This is a genomic window from Nocardiopsis sp. L17-MgMaSL7, from assembly GCF_003182025.1.
Lineage (GTDB): Bacteria > Actinomycetota > Actinomycetes > Streptosporangiales > Streptosporangiaceae > Nocardiopsis > Nocardiopsis prasina.
In genome coordinates this window covers 306428-323811 of record NZ_QGTF01000007.1, presented here as the reverse complement: position 1 = coordinate 323811, position 17384 = coordinate 306428, and the positions used below count along the sequence as shown (strand labels likewise).

The window sequence follows — 17384 nt, the reverse complement described above, 5'->3', positions numbered from 1 at the left end:
ATCCTGAATCGTCGTAGAACGTCAGCGCCGGGCCTGTCGCCCGGTGCTCGGAAGTACTCACATTACGTCAAGCGGGGAACTCAAACAGATGGCACTGTAACAGTCATCACCTGACGCGAGGGGTCGGAGCGGGATAACGAACCCACTCCAACACGTGAGGGCGCCCGCCAACAGGACCTTTCTCGGTCCTGCTGGGCGGGCGCCCCCAGTACGCATCGTAGGGAAACCCCTACAGCTCGGTGACAGTGCCACCGGCGGCGGTGATCTTCTCCTTCGCGGAGCCGGAGAACGCGTTGGCGCTCACCTGCACGGCGACGGTGATCTCACCCGTACCCAGCACCTTGACGAGCTGGTTCTTGCGAACCGCACCCTTGGCGACCAGGCCCTCGACGGTGACCTCGCCACCCTCGGGGTAGAGCTCGCTCAGCTTGTCCAGGTTGACGACCTGGTAGGTCGTCTTGAACCGGGCGTTGCTGAAGCCCTTGAGCTTCGGGATCCGGCGGATGAGGGGCATCTGCCCACCCTCGAAGCCGGGACGAACGGTGTTACGAGCCTTGGTGCCCTTGGTACCGCGACCAGCGGTCTTACCCTTGGAAGCCTCGCCGCGACCCTTGCGGATCTTGGCCTTGTTGCTACCCGGGGCGGGACGCAGGTGGTGCAGCTTGAGCAGCTCGTCGGGGTTGTAGTCGCTCATTCTGCGACCTCCTCGACAGTGACGAGGTGCGAGACGATCGTGATCTGCCCGCGAACCTCAGGGCGGTCCTCACGGACGGTGGACTTACCGATCCGACCCAGGCCCAGCGACTGGAGAGCAGCGTGCTGCTTCACCTTGCCGCCGATCTTGGAGCGGGTCTGCGTGATCTTGATCTTGGCCATGATCAGGCTCCTGCCTTCGCCTCAGAGCGAGCGCGCAGCATGGCAGCCGGGGCCACATCCTCGATCGGCAGACCGCGGCGGGCCGCGATCTCCTCGGGCTGGTTGAGACCCTTGAGCGCCGCCACCGTGGCGTGCACGATGTTCAGCGGGTTGGACGAACCGAGCGACTTGCTCAGGACGTCGTGGATGCCAGCGCACTCCAGGACGGCGCGCACGGGACCACCGGCGATAACACCGGTACCCGGGGCGGCCGGACGGAGCAGGACGACGCCAGCGGCTTCCTCGCCCTGGACCCGGTGCACGATGGTGCCCTGGATGCGGGGGACGCGGAAGAAGTTCCTCTTCGCGGCCTCCACGCCCTTGGCGATCGCGGCCGGAACTTCCTTGGCCTTGCCGTAACCAACGCCCACCATGCCGTTGCCGTCACCGACGACGACGAGTGCGGTGAAGGAGAAGCGACGGCCGCCCTTGACGACCTTCGCGACCCGGTTGATGGTCACGACCTTCTCGATGTAGGAGACACCCTTGTCTGCGGCGCCGCCGCGGCGATCGTCACGGCGATCACGCCGCTCGCCACCGGCGCCGCGCCGCGGTGCTGCAGCCATCAGTGATTCCTCTTCTCGTGCTTGTTCTTGGCCAGTACAGAGGTCATGGAACTAGAACTCCAGCCCGCCCTCGCGCGCCGCGTCGGCGAGCTTGGCGATACGACCGGCGTACCGGTTACCACCGCGGTCGAAGACGACCTGGGTGATACCGGCGTCCTTCGCGCGCTGCGCGACGAGCTCACCGACCTTGACGGACTTGTCGGACTTCGTGCCCTCGGCACCCCGCACATCGGTCTCGACGCTGGAGGCGGCGACCAGGGTGTGACCCTTGGAGTCGTCGATCACCTGCGCGACGATGTGCTTGGAGGAGCGGAACACGGCCAGACGCGGACGCTCACTGGTGCCCACGACCTTCTTGCGGACCCGGAACTGCCGGCGCTTGCGCGAGGTGGTGGCCTTCGCGGTGCGCTTACGGCTCACGGTGATGCCCATGCCTACTTACCAGCCTTTCCGGCCTTGCGGCGGATGTGCTCACCCTTGTACCGCACGCCCTTGGCCTTGTACGGGTCAGGCTTGCGCAGACCGCGGATGTTCGCGGCGACCTGGCCCACCAGCTGCTTGTCGATGCCCTCGACGTGGAGGATGGTCGGCTTCTCCACGCGGAAGGTGATGCCCTCCGGGGGCTCGATGACCACCGGGTGGCTGAAGCCCAGCGAGAACTCCAGGTTGGAGCCGCGGGCCTGGACGCGGTAACCCACACCGTGGATCTCCAGCGTCTTGGCGTAGCCCTTGGAGACACCCTCGACGAGGTTGGCGACCAGCGCACGGGTCAGACCGTGCAGCGACCGGTTCTCCGGCTTGTCGTCAGGACGAGCGACCGTGACGATACCGTCCTCGAACGAGACGGTGATCGGCTCGGCGATCGTGTGCTTGAGTTCGCCCTTCGGCCCCTTGACAGTGACGTCTTGCCCGTTAATCGTGACTTCGACGCCCTTGGGGACCGAGAGCGGCAGTCGACCGATTCGCGACATGCTTCAGTCTCTCCCTATTACCAGACGTAAGCGAGGACTTCGCCGCCCACGCCACGCTTCTTGGCCTGCTTGTCAGTCATCAGGCCACCGGACGTCGAAATGATCGCCACACCGAGGCCACCCAGCACGCGCGGAAGGTTCTCCTTCTTCGCGTACACCCGGAGACCGGGCTTGGACACCCGGCGGATTCCCGCGATGGAACGCTCACGGGTGGGGCCGTACTTCAGGTCGAGGACGAGGCTCTGGCCCACGGGGGCCTCCTCGGTCCGCCAGCCCTGAATGAAGCCCTCCTGCTGGAGGATCTCGGCGATGTGCGCCTTGATCTTGGAATACGGCATCGTCACGGTGTCGTGGTACGCCGAGTTCGCGTTACGCAGACGCGTCAGCATGTCTGCGATCGGGTCGGTCATCGTCATGGCCGACTGGCCCTTCCTCACCGCGGTTTCCGAGTGCGGGCTTTCCCAGAGCCTGCCTCCCGTCGGGGTTACCCCCGGAGAGTGCACAAACGGACCTTCGGCGTGGTCGTGGGCACCGCGGTCCCTCCCGGGACTGCCGTGCCCTGTTGAATGGATGTTGCTGCACCGACGACCGCCAGGAGGCGGTCACGGTCACTGCTTCGAGCCACCAGTGAGGCGGCGTTTCGGGGGGCCGACCGCGCTAGTGCGCAGGGTCGGCCCCACCGGAAACTACCAGCTCGACTTGGTGATACCGGGCAGCTCGCCCCGGTGGGCCATCTCGCGGAAGCAGATACGGCACAGGCCGAACTTCCGGAAGACGGCGCGGGGGCGGCCGCACCGAGAGCATCGAGTATACGCACGAACGCCGAACTTCGGCTTCCGCTGCGACTTCGCGATCAGGGACTTCTTAGCCATCTGTGGTAACCCCTCAGGCTTCCTTGAACGGGAAACCGAGCCGCTTGAGCAGGCTGCGGCCTTGTTCGTCGGTGGTCGCCGTCGTGACAACCGTGATGTCCATCCCACGCTGGCGGTCGACCTTGTCCGGGTCGACCTCGTGGAACATGACCTGCTCGGTCAGACCGAACGTGTAGTTGCCGTTCCCGTCGAACTGCTTCGGGGAAAGGCCACGGAAGTCCCTGATCCGGGGCAGGGCCAGGGAGAGCAGCCGGTCGAGGAACTCCCACATCCGGTCGCCGCGCAGCGTGACGCTGGCGCCGATCGGCTGACCCTCGCGCAGCTTGAACTGCGCGATGGAGTTCTTGGCCCGGTTGATCTTCGGCTTCTGGCCGGTGATCGCCGTGATGTCGGCGATCGCGCCCTGGATCAGCTTCGCGTCCCGAGCCGCCTCGCCCACGCCCATGTTGACCACGATCTTCGTGAGACCGGGGATCTGCATGACGTTGGCGATGTCGAACTCGTCCTTGAGGCCCGCAGCGATCTCGTTGCGGTACTTCTCCTTGAGTCGCGGCATCGGAGGCGCGGTGATGTCGTTGGTAACCGTCATCAGATGTCCTTACCGGTGCGACGGGAGACCCGAACCTTGGTTCCGTCTTCCTCGAAGCGGTAGCCGACCCGAGTGGCCTTGCCGTCCACGGCGAGCGCAACATTGCTCACGTGGATGGGGGCCTCCTTGGTGACGACCTCGCCCTGCTGGCCGCCCGCCGGGTTGGCCTTCCTGTGCTTCTTGACCAGGTTGACGCCCTCGACGATGACACGGTCTTCCTTCGGCAGGGCCTTGACGACCTTGCCGGTGGCACCCTTGTCCTTGCCGGCGAGAACGATGACCTCGTCGCCAGATTTGATCTTCATCGCTTAGAGCACCTCCGGCGCCAGCGAAATGATGCGCATGTACTTCTTGTCACGCAGCTCACGGCCGACCGGGCCGAAGATGCGGGTGCCTCGCGGGTCCCCACCGTCCTTGATGAGCACGGCAGCGTTCTCATCGAAGCGGATGTAGGAGCCGTCGGGCCGGCGGCGCTCCTTGACGGTGCGCACGACAACGGCCTTGACGACGTCGCCCTTCTTGACTCCAGCGCCAGGCAGGGCGTCCTTCACCGTGGCGACGATCGTGTCGCCGATCCCGGCGTAGCGCCGACCCGAGCCACCGAGAACACGGATGGTAAGGATCTCCTTGGCACCCGTGTTGTCGGCGACCTTGAGTCGCGACTCCTGCTGAATCACGTCTGCTCCTGATGTGATGCGTGCGGTCCACTGCCGCACGGCTAGGTGGTCTCACCCCTCGCGTCGGCGGCCGACAACGCGTGCCGGCCGCCAACAGGCTGGGGTTACTTAGCCTTCTCCAGGATCTCCACGACGCGCCAACGCTTCGTCGCGGAGAGCGGCCGGGTCTCCATCATGCGGACCCGGTCGCCGACGCCAGCGGAGTTCGCCTCGTCGTGCGCCTTGTACTTGGTCGTCCGTCGGATGACCTTGCCGTACAGGGCGTGCTTGACGCGGTCCTCGACCTCGACAACGACGGTCTTGTCCATCTTGTCGCTGACGACGTAGCCCTCGCGCACCTTGCGGTAGTTGCGCGTCGCGGTCTGGTTCTCACTCATTCGGCTGCTTCCTTCGTCTCCTCAGCCGACTCACCAGACAGCGGGACGATGCCCAGCTCGTGCTCGCGCAGGACCGTGTAGATCCTGGCGATCTCGCGCTTGACAGTGCGCAGACGGCTGTGGTTGTCGAGCTGGCCGGTGGCGGCCTGGAAGCGGAGGTTGAAGAGCTCTTCCTTGGCTTCCTTGAGCTTCGTGACCAGGTCCTCGACGGACTGGTCGCGCAGCTCGTGGGCAGTCACGGACTTCGCCACTACTCCCACACCTCCCGCTTAACAAACTTGCACTTCATCGGGAGCTTGTGCATCGCACGGCGCAGGGCCTCCTTGGCCACGGCCTCGGGCACGCCCGACAGCTCGAACATCACGCGACCCGGCTTGACCGGCGCGACCCACCACTCGGGCGAACCCTTACCGGAGCCCATGCGGACCTCGGCGGGCTTCTTCGTCAGCGGACGGTCCGGGAAGATGTTGATCCACACCTTGCCGCCACGCTTGATGTGACGCGTCATGGCGATACGAGCGGACTCGATCTGACGGTTCGTCACGTAAGCCGACTCCAGGGCCTGGATGCCGAACTCACCGAAGGTGATCGTCGTCCCGCCCTTGGCCTTGCCGCGAAGGTCCGGGTGGTGCTGCTTCCGGTACTTCACCTTGCGAGGAATAAGCATCGGTCAGCTCCCCTCGGTCTTCGGGGCCTCGGCCGAAGCACCAGCCTTGGCGTCAGTGTTCGGGGCGCCAGCGGCACCGCCACGACGGCGACGCTGCGGACGCTCGCGGCGCTGACCGCCACCGGCGGTGCGCTGCGCCGCCTGAGCGGCCTCGCGCTCGGCGCGGGTCACAGGGGCGTCGCCCTTGTAGATCCACACCTTGACGCCGATGCGACCGAACGTCGTACGGGCCTCGAAGAAGCCGTAGTCGATGTCGGCGCGCAGCGTGTGCAGCGGGACGCGACCCTCGCGGTAGAACTCCGAGCGGGACATCTCAGCCCCACCCAGGCGGCCACCGCACTGGATACGAATGCCCTTGGCGCCACTCTTCATGGCGCTCTGCATGGCCTTGCGCATCGCGCGGCGGAAAGCCACGCGGCTGCTCAGCTGCTCAGCGACGCCCTGGGCGACGAGCTGCGCGTCGATCTCGGGGTTCTTGACCTCGAAGACGTTCAGCTGCACCTGCTTGCCGGTGAGCTTCTCAAGGTCCGTACGGATCCGGTCGGCCTCGACGCCGCGGCGGCCGATGACGATGCCCGGCCGGGCGGTGTAGACGTCCACGCGGACACGGTCACGGGTGCGCTCGATCTCCACCTTGGAGATGCCCGCGCGCTCCATGCCACGGGTCAGCATCCGACGGATCGCGACGTCTTCCTTGACGTAGTCCTTGTAGGACTTGTCGGCGTACCAGCGGCTCTTGAAGTCGGTGGTGATGCCGAGGCGGAACCCGTGCGGGTTTACCTTCTGCCCCACTATCGGGTCCTTTCCTTGGTCTTGGACGAGGCGCCCGCGCCCTCAGCGACGACCACGGTGATGTGGCTCGTGCGCTTGGTGACTCGGAAAGCCCGGCCGAAGCCTCGGGGACGAATGCGCTTCAGGGTCGGACCCTCGTCCACCCAGACGCGCTCGACCACCAGGGACTCACGGTCCAGCTTGTCGTTGTGCTCAGCGTTGGCGATGGCGCTTGCCAGCACCTTGCCAACGGGCTCGCTCGCCGACTGGGGCGCGAACCGGAGCACCGCCTGTGCCTCGTCAGCGGGCAACCCGCGAATAAGGTCCGCCACCCGGCGAGCCTTTCGGGGCGTAACGCGGACGAACCGCGCCTGTGCCCTCGTTCCCATCGCTTTTCCCTCGCTCACGGAAATTCCTTCCCCACTCACCGTGGAGAAAATGGTTCTTACAACTGCTGCAACCGCTAGCGGCGGCTGCGGCGGTCGTCCTTGACGTGGCTACGGAAAGTACGCGTGGGAGCGAACTCACCGAGCTTGTGGCCGACCATCGACTCCGACACGAACACCGGAACGTGCTTGCGGCCGTCGTGGACGGCGATCGTGTGACCGATCATCTCCGGGACGATCATGGATCGCCGGGACCACGTCTTGATGACGTTCTTGGTCCCCTTCTCGTTCTGAACTTCCACCTTCTTGATGAGGTGGTCGTCGACGAAGGGACCCTTCTTAAGGCTACGTGGCATCAGACGTGCTCCTTACCGCTTCTTCTTACCGCTACGCCGACGCCGCACGATCAGCTTGTCGCTGGCCTTGTTCTTGGCCCTGGTCCGGCCTTCCTTCTTGCCCCAGGGGCTGACCGGGTGACGACCACCGGAGGTCTTGCCCTCACCACCACCGTGCGGGTGGTCGACCGGGTTCATGACCACACCGCGGACGGTCGGGCGCTTGCCCTTCCACCGCGAGCGGCCGGCCTTGCCCCAGTTGATGTTGGACTGCTCGGCGTTGCCGACCTGACCAACCGTGGCGCGGCAGGAGATCTCGACCATGCGCATCTCGCCGGAGGGCATACGCAGCGTGGCGTAACGGCCCTCCTTGGCGAGGAGCTGGATCTGCGACCCCGCGGAACGACCCAGCTTGGCACCGCCACCGGGCTTCAGCTCGACCGCGTGCACGAACGTACCCGTGGGGATGTTGCGCAGCGGGAGGCAGTTGCCCGGCTTGATGTCGGACTGGGGGCCGTTCTCGATCTTGTCGCCCTGCTTGAGGCCGGCGGGCGCCAGAATGTAGCGCTTCTCACCGTCCACGTAGTGGAGCAGAGCGATCCGAGCGGTGCGGTTGGGGTCGTACTCGATGTGAGCGACCTTGGCCGGCACGCCGTCCTTGTCGTGACGACGGAAGTCGATCACGCGGTAGGCGCGCTTGTGGCCACCACCCTGGTGACGAGCGGTGATCCGGCCGTGGCCGTTACGACCGCCCTTGGAGTGAAGCGGACGGACCAGGGACTTCTCCGGCTCCGAACGCGTGATCTCGACGAAGTCGCTCACGCTGGAGCCGCGACGACCCGGCGTCGTCGGCTTGTACTTACGAATGCCCATCTTCTTCGCGCATTCCTTTACGTGTTGCTTGACATGTAGCGGTCAGACCCGGGAAAGGTCAGACACCGAAGATGTCGATCCGCTGGCCGTCGGCCACGCTGACGATCGCGCGCTTGGTGTCGGGACGCTTCCCGAAACCGAAACGGGTCCGCTTGCGCTTACCCTTCCGGTTGATCGTGTTCACGTTCGTGACCTTCACTTCGAAGATCTTCTCGATCGCGATCTTGATCTGGGTCTTGTTGGCGTCCGGGCGAACGATGAACGTGTACTTGTTCTCGTCCATGAGCCCGTAGCTCTTCTCGGAGATCACCGGCTCGACGATGATGTCCCGGTGGTCGGCGATCCTCACTGGTCGTCCTCCTCGGACTCAGCGGCCTTCGAGGCACCGGCCGCGTGGGCCAGGAACTCGGCGTAGCCCGCCTCAGTGAAGACCACGTCGTCCGCGTAGAGGACGTCGTAGGTGTTCACCTGGTCCGCGTCGAGGATGTGGACCTCTTCGAGGTTGCGCAGGGCGCGCCGGTTGTGCTCGTCCTCGCGGGCCAGGACGACGAGAACCTTGTCGGACTCGGTGACCTGGCGCAGCGCCTTCAGAGCGGTCTGCGTGAACTTGTTCTCCGCGCCCTCACCGACGAACTCGGTGACGACGTGGATACGGCCGTGGTTGGCCCGGTCCGAGAGGGCACCGCGCAGGGCGGCGGCCTTCATCTTCTTCGGGGTCCGCTGGCTGTAGTCACGCGGCTGGGGACCGTGAACGGTGCCACCACCGGTGTACTGCGGGGCGCGGATCGAGCCCTGACGGGCGCGACCGGTTCCCTTCTGGCGGTAGGGCTTCTTGCCACCGCCGCGGACCTCGCCGCGGGTCTTGGTGGCGTGGGTGCCCTGCCGACCGGCAGCCAGCTGGCCGTTCACGACCTGGTGGATCAGCGGAATGCTGACCTGCTGGGCGAAGACGGACTCGGGGAGCTCGACGCTGCCCTTGGAGCCGCCCTCAGGGTTCTTGACCTCGATCTGGGCCATGGCTTACTTGTCCCCCTTCACAGCGGTGCGGACGAGCACCAGACCGCCGTTGGGACCCGGGACAGCACCCTTGACCAGGATGAGGCCCTTCTCCGCGTCCACTGAGTGAACGGTCAGGTTCTGGACGGTCTTGCGCACGTTGCCCATGCGCCCGGCCATCCGCATGCCCTTGAAAACGCGGCCGGGAGTGGCGCAGCCGCCGATGGAGCCGGGAGAGCGGTGCTTACGCTGGGTGCCGTGCGAGGCGGAGAGACCACGGAAACCGTGGCGCTTCATCACACCGGCGAAACCCTTGCCCTTGCTCTTGCCCGTGACGTCGACCTTCTGGCCGATCTCGAACGCCGCGGCGTCGACCTCCTGGCCGAGCGTGTACTCGGAGGCGTCGGTCGTACGCACCTCGACGTAGTGACGGCGCGGGGTCAGGTCGTTCGCACGCAGGTAGTCGCCCAGGGGCTTGTTGACCTTGCGCGGGTTGATCTGCCCGTAGCCGAGCTGGATGGCGGAGTAGCCATCGGTGTCGGGGGTCCGGATGCGGCTCACGACGCACGGACCGGCCTTCAGGACGGTCACGGGCACCATCTTGCCCGCGTCGTCGAAGACCTGGGTCATGCCGAGCTTTTCGCCCAGAACTCCCTTGATCTGCTTGGTGGCCATGTCTGTGCGTCCTTAAAGCTTGATCTCGATGTCAACGCCAGCCGGGAGGTCGAGTCGCATGAGCGAGTCGACCGTCTTCGGCGTGGGGTCGATGATGTCGATCAGCCGCTTGTGGGTGCGCATCTCGAAGTGCTCGCGCGAGTCCTTGTACTTGTGCGGCGATCGGATGACGCAGTAAACGTTCTTCTCCGTCGGCAGCGGCACCGGGCCCGCGACCTGTGCGCCAGTTCGCGTCACAGTCTCAACGATCTTGCGCGCCGAGCTGTCGATGACCTCGTGGTCATAGGCCTTTAGCCGAATGCGGATCTTCTGTCCCGCCATGTGGCCTGTTCGTCCTTCGCTTCAGTGTCCGTAACGGTGAGCTGTCCGGTCACAGACGCCCAGGCCCGTCGGCGAATCCGCCGGCGTGTTGGCCGTGAGCCCCTATTCCCTTGAGAAACCGCAACAGGGCTTGCCCCTGCGGTGCGTCACCGTCACAGAGCCCGATGACGTCTTGTCAGTGTGGCGGGCGGGCCGCCGTGAAGCGGCCCACCCACCACGTTGGGGCGGCTCCGGAAGGGGCCACCCCAACGTGTGTGCTACTTGAGGATCTTCGTGACGCGACCCGCGCCCACGGTCCGGCCACCCTCACGGATGGCGAACTTGAGGCCCTCTTCCATCGCGACCGGCTGGATCAGGTTGACGGTCATCTCGGTGTTGTCACCGGGCATGACCATCTCCGTGCCCTCCGGCAGCGTCACGACGCCGGTGACGTCAGTGGTGCGGAAGTAGAACTGCGGGCGGTAGTTGTTGAAGAACGGCGTGTGGCGGCCACCCTCGTCCTTGGACAGGATGACAACCTGGCCCTCGAACTCGGTGTGCGGGGTGGTCGTGCCGGGCTTGATCACGACCTGGCCGCGCTCGACGTCCTCGCGCTTGATGCCGCGCAGGAGCAGACCGACGTTGTCGCCAGCCTGACCGTTGTCGAGCAGCTTGCGGAACATCTCAACACCGGTGACGGTGGTGGTCTGCTTGTCTTCCTTGATGCCGACGATGTCAACGGTCTCGTTGACGTTGACGACGCCGCGCTCGATACGACCGGTGACGACGGTGCCGCGACCGGTGATCGAGAAGACGTCCTCGATCGGCATGAGGAAGGGCTTCTCGGTGTCACGCTCGGGCTCGGGAATGAAGCTGTCCACGGTGCCCATGAGCTCCAGGACGGCCTTGCCCCACTCCGCGTCGCCCTCGAGGGCCTTGAGAGCCGAGACCTTGGTGACGGGGATGTCGTCGCCGGGGAACTCGTACTCGCTGAGGAGCTCACGGACCTCGAGCTCGACGAGCTCGAAGATCTCCTCGTCGTCCACCATGTCGGCCTTGTTCAGGGCGACGACGATGGCGGGGACGCCGACCTGGCGGGCCAGGAGGACGTGCTCCTTGGTCTGCGGCATCGGGCCGTCGGTGGCGGCCACGACCAGGATCGCGCCGTCCATCTGCGCGGCACCCGTGATCATGTTCTTCACGTAGTCCGCGTGACCGGGGCAGTCGACGTGGGCGTAGTGACGCGCCTCGGTCTGGTACTCGACGTGAGCGACGGAGATGGTGATACCGCGCTCGCGCTCCTCAGGAGCGTTGTCGATGTCCTCGAACGGGGTGAACGGGTTCAGCGCCGGGTACGCGTCGTGCAGCACCTTGGTGATGGCCGCGGTCAGCGTGGTCTTGCCGTGGTCAATGTGACCGATGGTGCCGATGTTGACGTGCGGCTTAGTCCGCTCGAACTTTTCCTTCGCCACTGGAAGTCTCCTAGACGTACAGATCTATCGACTGTGGTCCAACCCCGCGGTCGCGGGGTACAGCCGGGTTGCTTGCTCGCGACTACTCGCCGCGAACCTTCGCCACAATTTCTTGGGCGACAGCGGACGGAACCTCCGCGTAGGAGTCGAACACCATCGAGTAGTTGGCTCGACCCTGGGTACGGCTGCGCAGGTCACCCACGTAGCCGAACATTTCCGAAAGGGGCACCTGGGCCTTGACGATCCGGACACCGGAACGCTCGTCCATGGACTGAATCTGTCCACGGCGGGAGTTCAGGTCGCCGATGACGTCACCCATGTACTCCTCAGGAGTGGTGACCTCGACGGCCATGACCGGCTCGAGCAGCGTCGGCTTCGCGAGCTTGACGGCCTCCTTGAAGGCCATCGAACCAGCGGTCTTGAACGCCATCTCGGAGGAGTCGACGTCGTGGTACTGGCCGTCCTGCAGCGTCACCTTGATGCCGACGAGCGGGTAGTGCGCGAGCACACCCAGCTCAGCGGCCTCCTGGCAACCAGCGTCAACCGACGGGATGTACTCCCGCGGGATGCGGCCACCGGTGACGGAGTTGACGAACTCGTACCCGGACGCGTCGCCCTCTTCGGCCACGAGCGGCTCGAGGTCGATCTTGACCTTGGCGAACTGGCCCGACCCACCGGTCTGCTTCTTGTGGGTGTAGACGTGGCCTTCGACCTTCTTGCGAATGGTCTCTCGGTAGGCCACCTGGGGCTTACCGATGTTCGCCTCGACCTTGAACTCGTCGCGCATGCGGTTGACCAGCACCTCAAGGTGCAGCTCGCCCATGCCGGAGATCACGGTCTGACCGGTCTGCTCGTCCGAGGCCACCTGGAAGGAGGGGTCCTCGTCCGCCAGACGCTGGATCGCGATGCCCAGCTTCTCCTGGTCGCTCTTGGTCTTCGGCTCGATGGCCACCTCGATGACCGGAGCCGGGAAGGTCATGGACTCCAGCACGATCGGAGCGGCCTGGTCGCAGAGCGTCTCGCCGGTCGTGGTGTCCTTCAGACCCATGACCGCGACGATGTCGCCCGCACCGGCGGCCGGGATCTCCTCGCGCTTGTTGGAGTGCATGCGGTAGATCTTGCCGATGCGCTCCTTCCGGCCCTTCAGGCTGTTGAGAACCTGAGTACCGGTGGTGAGGACACCCGAGTAGATGCGCAGGTACGTAAGCCGACCCAGGTGGGGGTCACTCATGATCTTGAAGACCAGAGCGGACATCGGCTCGTCGACGCTCGGCTTGCGCTGGAGCTTCGTCTCCTCGGTCTCGTCCTTGGGGTCGTGGCCCTCAATGGCGTCCACGTCCAGGGGCGAGGGGAGGTAGGCGGTGACCGCGTCGAGCAGGGGCTGGACGCCCTTGTTCTTGAAAGCGGTACCGCAGACGATCGGGATCGCGGTGCCGGCGATGGTGGCGCGACGGATCGCGGGAACCAACTGCTCCTCGGTGGGCTCCTGGCCCTCGAGGTACAGCTCCATGATCTCGTCGTCGGCCTCGGCCAGCGTCTCGATGAACTGGTCGCGAGCCTCGCGGGCAGCGTCCACGTGAGTGTCGGGGATGTCGACGGTGTCGTACATCTCGCCGAGCGCGGCCTCGTCGTTCCAGACGTAGGCCTTCATCTTCACGAGGTCGATGACGCCCTTGAAGTCGCTCTCGGCACCGATGTTCAGCTGGATCGGCATGGCGTTCGCGCCGAGGCGCTCACGGAACATGTCGACACAACGCTGGAACTCGGCGCCGATCTTGTCCATCTTGTTGACGAAACAGATCCGGGGGACCTTGTAACGGTCGGCCTGACGCCAGACCTGCTCCGACTGGGGCTCCACGCCTTCCTTGGCGTCGAACACCGCGACGGCACCGTCGAGCACACGCAGCGACCGCTCGACCTCGACCGTGAAGTCGACGTGGCCGGGCGTGTCGATGATGTTGATGGTGTGGTCGTCCCAGTGGGTGGTGGTAGCAGCCGAGGTAATGGTGATACCCCGCTCCTGCTCCTCCTTCATCCAGTCCATCGTGGCGGCGCCATCGTGGACCTCGCCCACCTTGTGGGTCACACCGGTGTAGTAGAGGATCCGCTCGGTGGTCGTCGTCTTGCCCGCGTCGATGTGGGCCATGATGCCAATGTTGCGGACCTTGGCCAGGTCAAGCAAAGTCTTAGCCATGAGGCTCGTCTTCCCTAGGTCTCAAGGAATCGATTCGCCGCGGGGTTACCAGCGGTAGTGGGCGAAGGCCTTGTTCGACTCGGCCATCTTGTGCGTGTCCTCACGCTTCTTGACAGCCGCGCCCAGACCGTTGCTGGCGTCAACCAGCTCGTTCATCAGACGCTCAGTCATGGTCTTCTCACGACGCTGACGCGAGTAGGAGACCAGCCAGCGCAGGGCCAGCGTGGTGGACCGGGAGGCGCGAACCTCGACCGGCACCTGGTAGGTCGCGCCACCGACGCGGCGGCTGCGGACCTCCAGCGCGGGCTTGACGTTGTCCAGGGCTCGCTTGAGAACGACGAGCGGGTCCTGACCGGACTTCTCCCGGGCACCCTCGAGGGCGTCGTACACGACGGCCTGAGCGATGGAGCGCTTGCCGTCGAGGAGCACCTTGTTGATCAGTGCGGTGACGAGCGGCGAGCCGTAGACCGGGTCGGTGATGAGCTGGCGCTTCGGCGCCGGGCCCTTGCGCGGCATGCTTACTTCTCCTTCTTGGCGCCGTAGTGGCTACGGGCCTGCTTGCGGCCTCGGACACCCTGGGTGTCGAGCGAACCGCGGACAATTCGGTAGCGAACGCCCGGCAGGTCCTTCACACGACCGCCACGAACCAGCACGATGCTGTGCTCCTGGAGGTTGTGACCAATGCCGGGGATGTAGGCCGTGACCTCGATGCCGCTGCTCAGCTTGACGCGAGCGACCTTACGCAGAGCGGAGTTCGGCTTCTTCGGCGTAGTGGTGTAGACACGCGTGCACACACCACGACGCTGCGGACTCCCCTTCAGCGCCGGGGTCTTGTTCTTTGCGACCTTGTCCTGTCGGCCCTTGCGGACCAGCTGCTGGATGGTGGGCACCGCGTCTCCGTCTTCCTCGTGACCTACGCCGGTTCTCGTAGCCGATATCGCTATTGACCTGCTGAATTCCCCGAACCTCCCCGACCCCCGTGGTCGGGCGTGTCGCCCTCGTTCCCACGCATGGCGAACGGATGCACACCCGGTCGGAGACCGATTCACAGGAGGGGGTTCACCTGCGCCGCGCGCCCTGTGTCCATCCTGTGGAGAACTGGGGCGCCGCACACGCACGTGTGACCCGTCGACTCACGGGCACAATCACACAGGCTACCGCTAACCGAACATGCGGTCAAAACGGTGTGCGACATGGCGAGACAAGCGGAACCGGATCTCGCGTAGCCGTGGGTCTCCACCAGTCTACGTGCTCCCCGGCGCGCTTCGCCCAGGGTTTCCCGTCAAAGGGCCGACAACGAGGACGGCCGCCTTCCGGAGGACTCGATTGTCCCCCGGAAAGCGGCCGGGTTTCTACAGAACGAACCAGATCGCGACGGAGATCACCGTCACGAGGATGCCGATGACCGCGAAGACGGTGCCCGTGGTGATCAGGCCCAGCCCGTCGAGGGTCCCGCGCGACTCCCGGATCGCCCGCTTGGCCTTGGGGCCGGTGACGAACAGCGCCAGGATCGCGGTGATCACACCGAGGCCCGGGATCACCGAGGCCAGACCCAGCCACAGGGTGACGTTCGCACCGGGTTCGGTGTCGGCCAGGAAGTCGATGCTGTCGTAGCCGGGGTAGTCGCCGTCGTCCCGGGCCTCGTCGAAGCCCGGGAAGTCCTCGGCGATCTTGTCCCGGCGCCGCTTGGCGGGCTTGGGCCGCTCCGGCATCCCGTAGTCGGCCGGGGTGAAGTCGTCCTCGTAGTCCGTCTCCACCTCCCCGCGGTCCCGGTCGTCCTCGTCCGAAGGATCGTCCTCGTAACGGTCCTCGGGACCGTCGCGACCAAGGGACGGGTCCTCGTCGAAGGAGGGCGCGCTGAACATCTGGGTGGCGCCCTCACCGCCGCGCCAGGAGTCGTCGCCCTCCTCGTCGCGGTCCAGCTCGGGGTCGTCCTCGTGGTCCTTCGTCCTGGCGCGCGACTGCATGTCCGCGATGGCGGCCAGCGGATCCTCGGAACTCGGGACGGCGGCGGACAGCGTGCCGGTGTCCGGCTCGTCGTCCTCCCCCCAGTCCCCGTACTCGTCCCGGGGCGTTTCCCTGCGGCGCCGCTCGGCGTCCCTGACCACGTCGGGCAGACGCGGGTCGTCGCGGTCGAAGGCCCAGGTGTTGCCGGTGCCGCCTGCGGGCGGCGAGAGCTCGTCGTCGTACCGGTCGGTGGGCCGAGCCCCCTCCGCGGGACGCGGGGACAGCTCGTCGTCGTACCGGTCACCGCTGTATGAGGGGTTCCGGGTCTGGTCGGACCACGGCCGCTCGGCCTGTTCCGTCCACGGCTCCGTGGTGCCCGAGGCCTTCCACGTGTCCCCGGTGTCCTCACTGGGGCTCCAGCTGTCCAGCCCGCCGGTGCCGCGCCACTCGCTCGACTGTTCCCGGTCCGACTTCCAGAGTTCCTCGCCGGGGCGCGTCTGGCGCCAGGTGTCCTGGAGGGGGTCGGAGCCCTGGGAGGCCCACGCGTCCGAAGCCGAGCCAGGGCCGGAAACCGTCGGGAACGGCGCGTCCCCGTCCAGCGAGGAGTCCGGGGTCCGCGAGGACCACGAGTCCGACGCGGAGCCGGGACCCGAGACCGACGGGAACGGCGCGTCCCCGTCCAGCGGGGAATCCGAGTCCCACGACCCCTCACCGGAGCCGGAGGGCCGGGGACCCCAAGAGGACGAACCGGAAGCCGGAGCCTCGGAGTCCCACGAGTCCCCGGAGTCCGATGAGGACCACGGGGCCCGATCAGACTCAAGCGAATCGGAACCACGCGAGGGAGCGGAGTCCAGCGGAGACCACGAGTCCGAACCGGAGAGTGAACCCTGCGAACCCCACGAATCACCGACGGAATCGGAGTCCTGGGCGGAACCAGGTGCGGACTCCTGTGGCAGCCACGCGTCCGGACCGAGGGCCGCACCACGTGAGCCACCCGAGGAACCGGGGTCCAGCGGAGACCACGGAGCTGCATCAGCGTCACGCGGTTCGGAATCACCCGAGGCCCACGAGTCACCGGACTGACCGGAGTCGAGAGAAGCACCCGGGGTGTACCCGGCAGCCGAGGACTCGGAGTCCCAGGAACCCCGGGACGGCCACGCGTCGCTCACGGCATCCGACTCCCGCGAGGCAGCGGAGTCCCACGAATCATCGGAGGGACCGGAGTCCGGGGAGGACCACGGGGCAGCGTCGGTGTCGTACGGGTCGGAACCACGCGAGGCAGCGGAGTCCCGCGAAGACCAGGAGTCCCCGACAGAACCGGAGTCCTCAGAAGCACCCGAGGGCGCGAAGTCCGAGGACACAAGCGAATCGGAGTCCCCGGAACCCCACGAATCACCGGACGAACCGGAGTCGCGAGAAGCACCGCTAGCCGAAGACGCGGAGTCCCAGGAACCCCGGGACGACAGCGCTTCGGAATCCGAACCCCACAGTTCACCGGCGGAACCGGAGTCCTGAGCGGGACCGCGGACGGCCCCGGGTGCCGACTCCTGCGGCGACCACGCGTCCTGCCCCAGGGCCGCACCGCGTGAGTCACCGGAGGGACCGGAGTCCGGGGAGCGCCACGGGGCAGCGTCGGTGTCGTACGGGTCGGAACCAAGCGAGGCAGCGGAGTCCCGCGAAGACCAGGAATCGCCAACAGAACCGGAGTCCTCAGGAGCACCCGAGGGCGCGAAGTCCGAGGACACAAGCGAATCGGAATCCCCGGAACCCCACGAATCACCGGACGAGCCGGAGTCGAGCT

Annotated in this window: 26 protein-coding genes; all 26 read right to left on the bottom strand. The window is 66.0% G+C overall.

The window, feature by feature from the left end; all coding sequences use genetic code 11:
• Positions 1-229 precede the first annotated feature (229 nt).
• Positions 230-694, bottom strand: a complete 465-nt coding sequence (gene rplO, locus BDW27_RS15105; RefSeq protein ID WP_017542990.1) for a 50S ribosomal protein L15 — start codon at positions 692-694, stop codon at positions 230-232.
• Positions 691-876 (bottom strand): 50S ribosomal protein L30, encoded by a 186-nt coding sequence (gene rpmD, locus BDW27_RS15100; RefSeq protein ID WP_017542991.1) that lies wholly within the window; start codon positions 874-876, stop codon positions 691-693. The genes rplO and rpmD overlap by 4 nt, the downstream gene beginning before the upstream one ends.
• A 2-nt stretch (positions 877-878) precedes the next feature.
• Positions 879-1481 (bottom strand): 30S ribosomal protein S5, encoded by a 603-nt coding sequence (gene rpsE, locus BDW27_RS15095; RefSeq protein ID WP_017542992.1) that lies wholly within the window; start codon positions 1479-1481, stop codon positions 879-881.
• A gap of 51 nt (positions 1482-1532) precedes the next feature.
• Positions 1533-1913 (bottom strand): 50S ribosomal protein L18, encoded by a 381-nt coding sequence (rplR, locus tag BDW27_RS15090; protein ID WP_017542993.1) that lies wholly within the window; start codon positions 1911-1913, stop codon positions 1533-1535.
• Positions 1914-1915: 2 nt separating this feature from the next.
• Positions 1916-2452, bottom strand: coding sequence for a 50S ribosomal protein L6 (gene rplF, locus BDW27_RS15085; protein WP_017542994.1), 537 nt, complete (start codon positions 2450-2452; stop codon positions 1916-1918).
• Positions 2453-2469: 17 nt separating this feature from the next.
• Positions 2470-2868 carry a 30S ribosomal protein S8 gene (gene rpsH, locus BDW27_RS15080; protein ID WP_026119486.1) on the bottom strand — a complete coding sequence of 133 codons (399 nt, stop codon included), beginning with the start codon at positions 2866-2868 and terminating at the stop codon, positions 2470-2472.
• A gap of 270 nt (positions 2869-3138) precedes the next feature.
• Positions 3139-3324, bottom strand: coding sequence for a type Z 30S ribosomal protein S14 (locus BDW27_RS15075; protein WP_013156124.1), 186 nt, complete (start codon positions 3322-3324; stop codon positions 3139-3141).
• 13 nt (positions 3325-3337) lie between these two features.
• The gene (gene rplE, locus BDW27_RS15070) at positions 3338-3913 is read right to left on the bottom strand and encodes a 50S ribosomal protein L5 (protein WP_017542996.1); all 576 of its coding nucleotides are present in this window, start codon (positions 3911-3913) and stop codon (positions 3338-3340) included.
• Positions 3913-4218: a 50S ribosomal protein L24 gene (gene rplX, locus BDW27_RS15065; protein ID WP_017542997.1), complete on the bottom strand. Its 306-nt coding sequence runs from the start codon at positions 4216-4218 to the stop codon at positions 3913-3915. The genes rplE and rplX overlap by 1 nt, the downstream gene beginning before the upstream one ends.
• 3 nt (positions 4219-4221) lie before the next feature.
• Positions 4222-4590 (bottom strand): 50S ribosomal protein L14, encoded by a 369-nt coding sequence (gene rplN / locus BDW27_RS15060; protein ID WP_013156121.1) that lies wholly within the window; start codon positions 4588-4590, stop codon positions 4222-4224.
• 104 nt (positions 4591-4694) lie between these two features.
• Entirely contained in the window at positions 4695-4967 is a 273-nt protein-coding gene (gene rpsQ, locus BDW27_RS15055; RefSeq protein ID WP_017542998.1) for a 30S ribosomal protein S17, read from the bottom strand.
• A complete protein-coding gene (gene rpmC / locus BDW27_RS15050) occupies positions 4964-5218 on the bottom strand; it encodes a 50S ribosomal protein L29 (RefSeq protein ID WP_017542999.1) in 255 nt (84 codons plus the stop codon). The genes rpsQ and rpmC overlap by 4 nt, the downstream gene beginning before the upstream one ends.
• The gene (gene rplP, locus BDW27_RS15045; protein WP_026128979.1) at positions 5218-5634 is read right to left on the bottom strand and encodes a 50S ribosomal protein L16; all 417 of its coding nucleotides are present in this window, start codon (positions 5632-5634) and stop codon (positions 5218-5220) included. The genes rpmC and rplP overlap by 1 nt, the downstream gene beginning before the upstream one ends.
• Before the next feature lie 3 nt (positions 5635-5637).
• Complete coding sequence (rpsC, locus tag BDW27_RS15040; protein WP_017543001.1) at positions 5638-6426, bottom strand: 30S ribosomal protein S3; 789 nt, start codon at positions 6424-6426, stop codon at positions 5638-5640.
• Positions 6426-6794: a 50S ribosomal protein L22 gene (gene rplV, locus BDW27_RS15035; protein WP_017543002.1), complete on the bottom strand. Its 369-nt coding sequence runs from the start codon at positions 6792-6794 to the stop codon at positions 6426-6428. Before rplV ends, rpsC begins: the two co-directional genes overlap by 1 nt.
• Positions 6795-6868: 74 nt before the next feature.
• Complete coding sequence (rpsS, locus tag BDW27_RS15030) at positions 6869-7147, bottom strand: 30S ribosomal protein S19 (RefSeq protein ID WP_017543003.1); 279 nt, start codon at positions 7145-7147, stop codon at positions 6869-6871.
• 12 nt (positions 7148-7159) lie between these two features.
• Positions 7160-7999, bottom strand: a complete 840-nt coding sequence (gene rplB / locus BDW27_RS15025) for a 50S ribosomal protein L2 (protein ID WP_017543004.1) — start codon at positions 7997-7999, stop codon at positions 7160-7162.
• A 58-nt stretch (positions 8000-8057) separates the two neighbouring features.
• Entirely contained in the window at positions 8058-8348 is a 291-nt protein-coding gene (rplW, locus tag BDW27_RS15020) for a 50S ribosomal protein L23 (protein ID WP_017543005.1), read from the bottom strand.
• Positions 8345-9016 (bottom strand): 50S ribosomal protein L4, encoded by a 672-nt coding sequence (gene rplD, locus BDW27_RS15015; RefSeq protein ID WP_017543006.1) that lies wholly within the window; start codon positions 9014-9016, stop codon positions 8345-8347. Before rplD ends, rplW begins: the two co-directional genes overlap by 4 nt.
• 3 nt (positions 9017-9019) lie before the next feature.
• Entirely contained in the window at positions 9020-9670 is a 651-nt protein-coding gene (gene rplC / locus BDW27_RS15010) for a 50S ribosomal protein L3 (RefSeq protein ID WP_017543007.1), read from the bottom strand.
• A 12-nt stretch (positions 9671-9682) separates the two neighbouring features.
• Positions 9683-9991: a 30S ribosomal protein S10 gene (rpsJ, locus tag BDW27_RS15005; RefSeq protein ID WP_013156110.1), complete on the bottom strand. Its 309-nt coding sequence runs from the start codon at positions 9989-9991 to the stop codon at positions 9683-9685.
• Between the two features lie 257 nt (positions 9992-10248).
• Complete coding sequence (tuf, locus tag BDW27_RS15000; protein ID WP_049569164.1) at positions 10249-11442, bottom strand: elongation factor Tu; 1194 nt, start codon at positions 11440-11442, stop codon at positions 10249-10251.
• A gap of 82 nt (positions 11443-11524) precedes the next feature.
• Entirely contained in the window at positions 11525-13636 is a 2112-nt protein-coding gene (fusA, locus tag BDW27_RS14995) for an elongation factor G (protein WP_110049743.1), read from the bottom strand.
• Between the two features lie 45 nt (positions 13637-13681).
• Positions 13682-14152, bottom strand: a complete 471-nt coding sequence (gene rpsG, locus BDW27_RS14990) for a 30S ribosomal protein S7 (RefSeq protein WP_017543010.1) — start codon at positions 14150-14152, stop codon at positions 13682-13684.
• A gap of 2 nt (positions 14153-14154) precedes the next feature.
• Entirely contained in the window at positions 14155-14526 is a 372-nt protein-coding gene (gene rpsL, locus BDW27_RS14985) for a 30S ribosomal protein S12 (RefSeq protein ID WP_014912437.1), read from the bottom strand.
• Between the two features lie 462 nt (positions 14527-14988).
• A complete protein-coding gene (locus BDW27_RS27110) occupies positions 14989-16752 on the bottom strand; it encodes a hypothetical protein (protein ID WP_146223266.1) in 1764 nt (587 codons plus the stop codon).
• Positions 16753-17384 lie beyond the last annotated feature (632 nt).